The organism is Daejeonella sp., assembly GCF_037719425.1.
In the GTDB taxonomy this organism is placed as follows: domain Bacteria; phylum Bacteroidota; class Bacteroidia; order Sphingobacteriales; family Sphingobacteriaceae; genus Daejeonella.
On the sequence record NZ_JBBJNI010000105.1, the window covers coordinates 1 to 6705 of the forward strand.

Below are 6705 nucleotides of genomic sequence, written 5' to 3' on the forward strand. Positions count from 1 at the left end.
TTGTTTTGTTTCCATACACTTTGTTTTTGTGTATAGTTATTTTAGGAAGTGACATGCCTCGAACCTGTCCCGAACAAAACCAGATATCGAATGGTACGTGGCCTACCTGGAATATTTTTTTCTCGGGGTGAAGAAATCAGGGAGATAAAACCATGTTGTACCCAGAATTTGACGAGTTCTTATTTCTTCCTTTTCATTTGCGAGGATGCGATAAACCGTTCGCCGACTTTTTTTGAGGTGGTTCTGGACGTCGATAATATCACCCCACTCTTTAGGCTTAAGATCGCCACCCCGGAGAATGGCAATAGTTTCCTCGAAAAACTTTTGCTGGCTTTTCTCCATTCGTTCCAGGATTGCTATGATTCGTGCCTCTTCCACTTGGGTATTTTCGTACCACAAAATTGCTTACCCGCAAGACATAAAAAAAGTTTTATCGTTCCTCATATCGCACTGCTCCGTTTCTGATTTGCAACGGCTTATGCATACGAGCGGATGGTCGTCATGCACAAAATAAAACCATACCAGTTCAACCGAATTGCGCACATTATTTAGTTAACGGTAGAACTATTTTCAAAAAAAATTCCGCAAATCGTTCCTGATATCGGAACGATTGGCTAAAAATCTGCCTCTGAGCCACTTAAAATGGGCATCGAATACCATCACTCGTCTGGGGTATTGTTTTTTATGAAAGGGCTTATTAATTTTATGAAAGCGCTCTGAACCATTTACTTAATTATCAACCTCTATGACAAATTATGACCTGCCTGCGGCGCTTAAGAAGTACCGCCTGGACCACAATCTCTCCCTTTCACAAATGGGTAAAAAATTGAACATGTCGAAATCGGCCTACTACCGTCTCGAAAAAGGGATTCGAAAGCCCTACCATGATGAATTGGTAGACATTATTCAAAAGCTGCAATTGAATGTCGATCCAAAGGATGTGCCTTCAATTCCCAAACCTGATCCCAAATGGTACGGTTCCAGAAAATTGCTCTGGGTGATACCCATATTAATAGCGACTTTTTTCCAAAGCTTGTTGTTTGAAATGCGTGGCATTCGGGAAGGATTTGGTGAAGAGGCCATAGCAGCTGGCAAGCATGTACCTCCCATGTTCGTTATTGGCGCGGTGTTCTGCGCAATCTTTTGGTACTTCTGGCGACCTGAGTGGCCAAAACGTAAACCCACTCTATTGGAAGTAAAGTATGGTGCGGCATGGGCGGCGACTTTTCTGATCCTCTTTTTCCATGAAGAATGGGTTATACCCTTGATTCGATGGACAGGCCTTTATATGGTGGGCAAAACGGCCGGGTTATGGATTGCCCTTTTAGTAAACGCCACAATGCTTGCTTTTTGTTGGTGGGGCTTTAAGAAAACAATTTTTTTTATAACCAGGAACACGCTTTCAAAACGATAAGCCCAAGGGCGTGCGATCAGTATGGTGTGCCGCATAAGAGTTTTACACTTTCGAATTAGAATATCCTAAATACATACTGATGGAAACAATCACCAGTCTCAAAAGAAATTTGCTCTACGGCAAACTGGAACTAAAAGAAGCTCTGTCCATATTTAAGGATCTGGGAAATGTAATCGATTGTCCCTTTATTAGCGCCTGGGCAACAACGGAGCTAGCGGGATATCCCTCCGCACATGATTTAGCTGAATACCGGCGTTATTCAAAAATCTACCATGTTAATTTTAAAAAGGATAGTGATATATATAATGATTTTCCTGTACCGTATGAATCGTTGTTCCCGGAAGATTCTGATGGCCGCTGGACATATTATCGCGGGCCAGTAACGGGCATATATGAGGAATATCGTTTGGAGGACGGCGGATCAAATGAATCGGCAGACGAAGTTAAGCCCCAAATACATGATTTTCTGACTGAACTGTTCGGACCTGAAATTGTGATTATAGGCGCACTCGAATTCATTTCTTCCAGAGTAATCAGGAAAATAATCCTTGCCTCGGAAGAGATCATGATCAATTTTTTAGTGAATTTGGAAGCACGGTTCGGGCCGGAACCAAACATTGAAGTTTTGAAGCTATACGAGGATGATATTCAGTGGCTATTTCTTGAAGCACTTACCGAAACAGGCCGGGCAGATCATCTTGATCTGCGTATCAAATACAAACCACTCGACCTGGAAGGTTATTACGGTGCATTATTTGAACTGTACGACGATTGTGGGGTTTCTGACGAAGAACAAGATAAAAGCCTTGATTTCATTGACCAACAGCGCGCATCAGTAACGGGTGCTGACAATCTTGGTCAAGCTATTGAAGATTATATAATAAAGATGGCGGAAAATTATCCCAAATTAGGCTATAAGGGTAATAAATTGAAAAAAGCAATTATAGCTTATTACGGTTTGGATAAGAATGAACTGAAAAGTGGCTTTTAGGTTGCCCCGACTTTCGCAGCGTTAGCAAGGGCGGTTAGGTTATAAGGGGTTTGAGGTCCCTACTTTTGCAGCGGTAACGAAGCCGGTTAGATCCTAAGGGATTTAAGGTCCCGACTTTCGTCGCGGTAACGAAGCCGGTTTGGTCCTAAGGGATTTGAGGTCCCGACTTTCGTCGGGATGACAAGAGCAGCTTGTGAACTGGGTGGGAGATGTGGGCTGCTCCGCTCAGCCCACATCTCCCACCCTTTTTCCGCTGCGCACTTCCAATAACTAAATCATATTTGAAACCTCCCTAAACAGCCAACCCAAAGCAAGCCCTAATTGATAAGGAAAGTTATCGAGTAACATGACCACCGGACCTGCAAATAATATAACAGACACAATAATGCGCAGAGGCAAGAGGGCAAAGAAATCTTCGGCCCCCGGGATCACCAGCGCAATCTGTAACTCATAAAGGAAAAATTGTCGTTTTACAGAACGCCAGATCTTTCTGCGCTTCCTTTCGAAAGCGGAGTAATCAGCGTCCTCATAGGCATACCAGACATCAGCAACCCGGAAATAGTCGGCCACGGTTATTTGGCGTTTGCCTTCTTCCATAAGTGTGTATTGCGTAATTGAATATCCTGCTTTCTCAGCAACAGTCTCGGCGTCGAGGCCGAGTTCTTCACGGCGTATAGTAAACTGCATCCCTACGAACGCGCGATCGTATGCCTCCTTCCAATCAATTTGATTTTCTGTTCCCATAGTTATAGAAATGGATATATGAAATAGTGAGGGCGCGAATTAAATTTAAAAATGATTTAGGAAATAATCAAATGAAAATTATACGCAATTGTATAAAGTGTTTGGACAAACTTAAGATTGTACTGCGCCCAAATCTGAAATACCTGTGGGGATTTTGGAGGTTCCAGCCTGCGCTGGAATCTTAAGACATCAATGAGGAGTTTCCTTGCCTTACCGGCCCGGGCAAGTTTATCACCCCTTCCGATTCCACCGCGGCCACTTCCCATAAACAGATTGATATCTCGCCTGCAACGATTTTTCTAATTTCGCAGGACAATCAGAGCAGCCTTCACCATGTGTTGCATACCAGTAGACATCCAGCGCCTCGATGTTTTCTATTAACATTTGCGTTGGCCATGATATCCTTCTGGGAGTCTTCCCAAACTGATGCCCGTTGATAAGCCTGTCCTTGAGTCCGCCCAGCCCCGCCTTTCTTACAAATATAGATCCATCGGGATTTTCTTTACCCGAACAGCCGATGTAGATCAACTCAACCCTACCGCCCGCCAGAGCGTAAACCAGATACACACCACTCCTGTCCGCTGGTGCATTACAGACCTCCCGAAGGTTTTGGCTTGGGTTAAAAAAGAAATGATCGTTTTGCTTATATTTTTCTAATTCGTCAAACATTTTGGAGATTTATAGAGGGTCTTTTAACTTGCTTCTTATTCTCCGGGTGAATTTCCTTCCCAATAATTTCAAAATTTAAACCCAGGGCTCTTTGGATTTTTGCCAGTATATTGAAATTGAGTAAACGGTCACCGCGGAAAAGCTGAGTAATATAGCTGGCCGAGGTATTGACTTTTTCCGCCAATACCTTCTTGCTCATTCGCTGCTTTTCCATAGCAGATTCTATCTCGCTTAAAAAGTGGAACGATAATAATCGTGCCTCCTGCTCCAGTAACTCTTCATCTGTGAAACTGCTTAACAGTTCATCAAATGAGTTTTTAATTTGATTTGGGGTCGATGATTTCCTGGTAGTCATAACTTGCTATGCCTTTCTTATCATACAAACTTAAGCTATTGCTTAATTTATTACAATAATTGTTACGATAAAGTTATCGAACTTTAGGGGGCTGTAATAGATCATTGGTTTTTTATCAGGTCACTGTCCCTGTCGATCGAAAGAATAGTCTACCTGATTAGACTGTTTCCACTTTTCCAATCCCAAAAGTCTCGATCATCTAATGGGACGTCATGCGCTAACTCAATACAGGTAAACTTCGGTCACCTTCTACTCTTAGCCTATTCGCCGTTATGTGGAGCTACATGGCAATTCTTACCCATCATCTTGTAGTTTACTATTTAACTAAAAAATATACATAATACAACTAATTAGTTTAATATGTATATTTGTTGGTAAATAACAGGACTTGCTAACAAAAGAGTTCCCGGCAGGCTGACAATCATCCTTAATGATTTTGATATTCGGCTTAAAAGTTTAATTTATAACATTACCAGCTTAATCAGTATTGACCACAATTCACGATGTAGAAGTTTTTCTGAGGGACTTTAAAATCAAATCTGAAGTTTTTGGTTTGGTTTTTTGGGATACCAGGCAGAAGAATACTCAAGCTTTATTCGATCTGGAATTGACCTGGGCGAAAAGGCTGGATATTGTTAAGTTGATTACTGCTAAGGAGTATTCTGAAGGACCTGTAGACGATAGCTTATTTGGAATTGCTGGTCTCTGGGTTTTCGGTAAAAAATATAAAGACCAGGATATATATATTAAGATATCCATGGGTAATAAAGATGATTGTGCGATTTGCATTTCCTTTCATCGCGCAGAACACCCCATGAAATATCCTTTAAAATCAATTCTATGAATAGCCCATTCACAAAAAAAACAATGCCTTGCAAGCATGAGGAGTTTGAATTTAAATTCCGAAAAGAGCCATTCAAAATCTGGTACCATTTCTACGAATGCGCACAGACCAAAGAGAGGTTTACCGATGAGCATTTGGATAACATCAATATGAACCAGGTTTATAATCAATACCGGGAAAAATATGGTATACCATTTCCGGAAGAGATTATCGCTATTCGTGAGAAGTATGGGGTATCAGCGGCCAGAATGTCGGAAATACTTGGCTTGGGAGCTAATACTTATAGATTGTACGAATCGGGAGAAATGCCTTCGGTTGCTAATGGGAGGTTGATACGTTCAATTGCTAGTCCCGATGCTTTTATAAATCAGGTAGAAGCCAGCAGTCACTTCCTTCTCGATAAAGAGCAGCATAAACTCATATCCATTGCCAATAAACTCAAAGAAAAAGAGCTAGCCAATTTGTGGGACCATTTATTTGAAGAAAAGATCTTCCGTGATCATAAGCCTTCTGACCTTAACGGATATAAGATTCCTGATCTGGCGAAAATATCTCAAGTGATTGGGTTTTTTAGTTCCAAAACTGAGCTCTTCAAAACCAAGTTGAATAAACTTCTCTTCTACACTGATTTTCTCATGTATAAGAAAACCGCGTGTTCAATGACAGGAATAACTTATCGTGCAATTCCATTTGGGCCTGTACCTGCAGAATACGACAAAATGTATATTAAGTTATGTGATGATCAAAGAATCCAATTAAGCACGATATATTTTAATGATGGAAACTGCGGGGAACAGATCAAATCAAAAACTACCGAATTTACATTCAGCGAAACTGAGTTAGAGGTACTTTCGACTGTTGCGAATAAATTCGGCAACAAAAAGACTAAAGAAATCGTCGACATCAGCCATCTTGAACCGGCATGGAAAGAGAATGAATCGGAAAAGCTTCCTATTAGTTATCAGAGATATGCGTTTGATCTTAAGGCGATATGATTTGAGCTTTCCGAAGGTTGATCTGCTTGCTAAGCGGTAAACGCCCTCCCAACCTTCCCATGCTTAACCTCATCATGATTGGCAAAAGGATCATATTCACTCAGCTTCCACTTCCCATTTTTGAAATCAAAAGCATAAACCAGATTCTTCTCTTTGCAGCTTAAGTGAAGTTCCAGGGTATCTTTTTCCCGGTGATCTAATATAACGTCGAAACAATTACCTTCATTGAGGAGAATAAGCAATGTGTCCTGATTGAATTGGTCAACACCATCTGCCAGGAAATGAGGTAGTACAGTTTCGCCCAATATCATCTCGTCCCTGCTATGCGGCCGTTGAAGGATCCAATAGTTTTTCAAAGAATATGGATCCTTTGTGGCGCAGGTGCAGAGTTTGAGGGTGCTGGATATTTTACACATGTTGTTGTTAAGATGTATTTAATCTATTAATCCTATTTCCACCGCTCAAAACGAGCTTCCATTTCCTTGTTTAGTTCTATGCTGTTCTGGTAAATAATATTGGACTTGACCATCATTTTCAACTTCTCAATTGCCTGAATTTGGGGCATCAGTTTGCTCTCTACCAGGCTATCAAAGATCCAGAACATGCCATGGTATTCAATCTCGCATTTTTTTGCCTGCTTGCGAACGGGCTTATCGCTGCCGAGGATCATCGCCCCGAGTTTGCCAGCCAGGT

At 41.4% G+C, this 6705-nt stretch carries 9 protein-coding genes and 1 pseudogene; 4 read left to right on the forward strand and 6 right to left on the reverse strand.

All coding sequences use genetic code 11. The annotated features are described in order from the left end of the window. Positions 1–102 precede the first annotated feature (102 nt). The gene (locus WKF69_RS13455) at positions 103–378 is read right to left on the reverse strand and encodes a hypothetical protein (RefSeq protein WP_340382591.1); all 276 of its coding nucleotides are present in this window, start codon (positions 376–378) and stop codon (positions 103–105) included. Positions 379–745: 367 nt separating this feature from the next. Between WKF69_RS13455 and WKF69_RS13460 the strand changes: the two genes are divergently transcribed. After that, positions 746–1414, forward strand: a complete 669-nt coding sequence (locus WKF69_RS13460; protein ID WP_340382592.1) for a helix-turn-helix transcriptional regulator — start codon at positions 746–748, stop codon at positions 1412–1414. Positions 1415–1493: 79 nt separating this feature from the next. After that, positions 1494–2405: a hypothetical protein gene (locus tag WKF69_RS13465; RefSeq protein WP_340382593.1), complete on the forward strand. Its 912-nt coding sequence runs from the start codon at positions 1494–1496 to the stop codon at positions 2403–2405. Between the two features lie 270 nt (positions 2406–2675). On the opposite strand, the gene WKF69_RS13470 is transcribed toward WKF69_RS13465, so the two are convergent. The 3 genes from WKF69_RS13470 to WKF69_RS13480 all read right to left on the reverse strand — a co-directional run bounded on the left by WKF69_RS13470 (position 2676) and on the right by WKF69_RS13480 (position 4173). Further along, positions 2676–3149: a helix-turn-helix transcriptional regulator gene (locus WKF69_RS13470; RefSeq protein ID WP_340382594.1), complete on the reverse strand. Its 474-nt coding sequence runs from the start codon at positions 3147–3149 to the stop codon at positions 2676–2678. 231 nt (positions 3150–3380) lie between these two features. Next, positions 3381–3818, reverse strand: coding sequence for a hypothetical protein (locus WKF69_RS13475; protein ID WP_340382595.1), 438 nt, complete (start codon positions 3816–3818; stop codon positions 3381–3383). Beyond that, positions 3811–4173 carry a helix-turn-helix transcriptional regulator gene (locus WKF69_RS13480; RefSeq protein ID WP_340382596.1) on the reverse strand — a complete coding sequence of 121 codons (363 nt, stop codon included), beginning with the start codon at positions 4171–4173 and terminating at the stop codon, positions 3811–3813. The genes WKF69_RS13475 and WKF69_RS13480 overlap by 8 nt, the downstream gene beginning before the upstream one ends. Positions 4174–4660: 487 nt before the next feature. Between WKF69_RS13480 and WKF69_RS13485 the strand changes: the two genes are divergently transcribed. After that, the gene (locus WKF69_RS13485) at positions 4661–5017 is read left to right on the forward strand and encodes a hypothetical protein (protein ID WP_340382597.1); all 357 of its coding nucleotides are present in this window, start codon (positions 4661–4663) and stop codon (positions 5015–5017) included. Then, positions 5014–6012, forward strand: coding sequence for a type II toxin-antitoxin system antitoxin SocA domain-containing protein (locus tag WKF69_RS13490; RefSeq protein WP_340382598.1), 999 nt, complete (start codon positions 5014–5016; stop codon positions 6010–6012). Before WKF69_RS13485 ends, WKF69_RS13490 begins: the two co-directional genes overlap by 4 nt. Positions 6013–6041: 29 nt before the next feature. Here WKF69_RS13490 and WKF69_RS13495 read toward each other — a convergent pair whose 3' ends face one another. Further along, positions 6042–6428 (reverse strand): hypothetical protein, encoded by a 387-nt coding sequence (locus WKF69_RS13495; protein WP_340382599.1) that lies wholly within the window; start codon positions 6426–6428, stop codon positions 6042–6044. A gap of 32 nt (positions 6429–6460) precedes the next feature. Beyond that, positions 6461–6705: pseudogene (locus tag WKF69_RS13500) on the reverse strand (hypothetical protein); the annotation flags it as partial.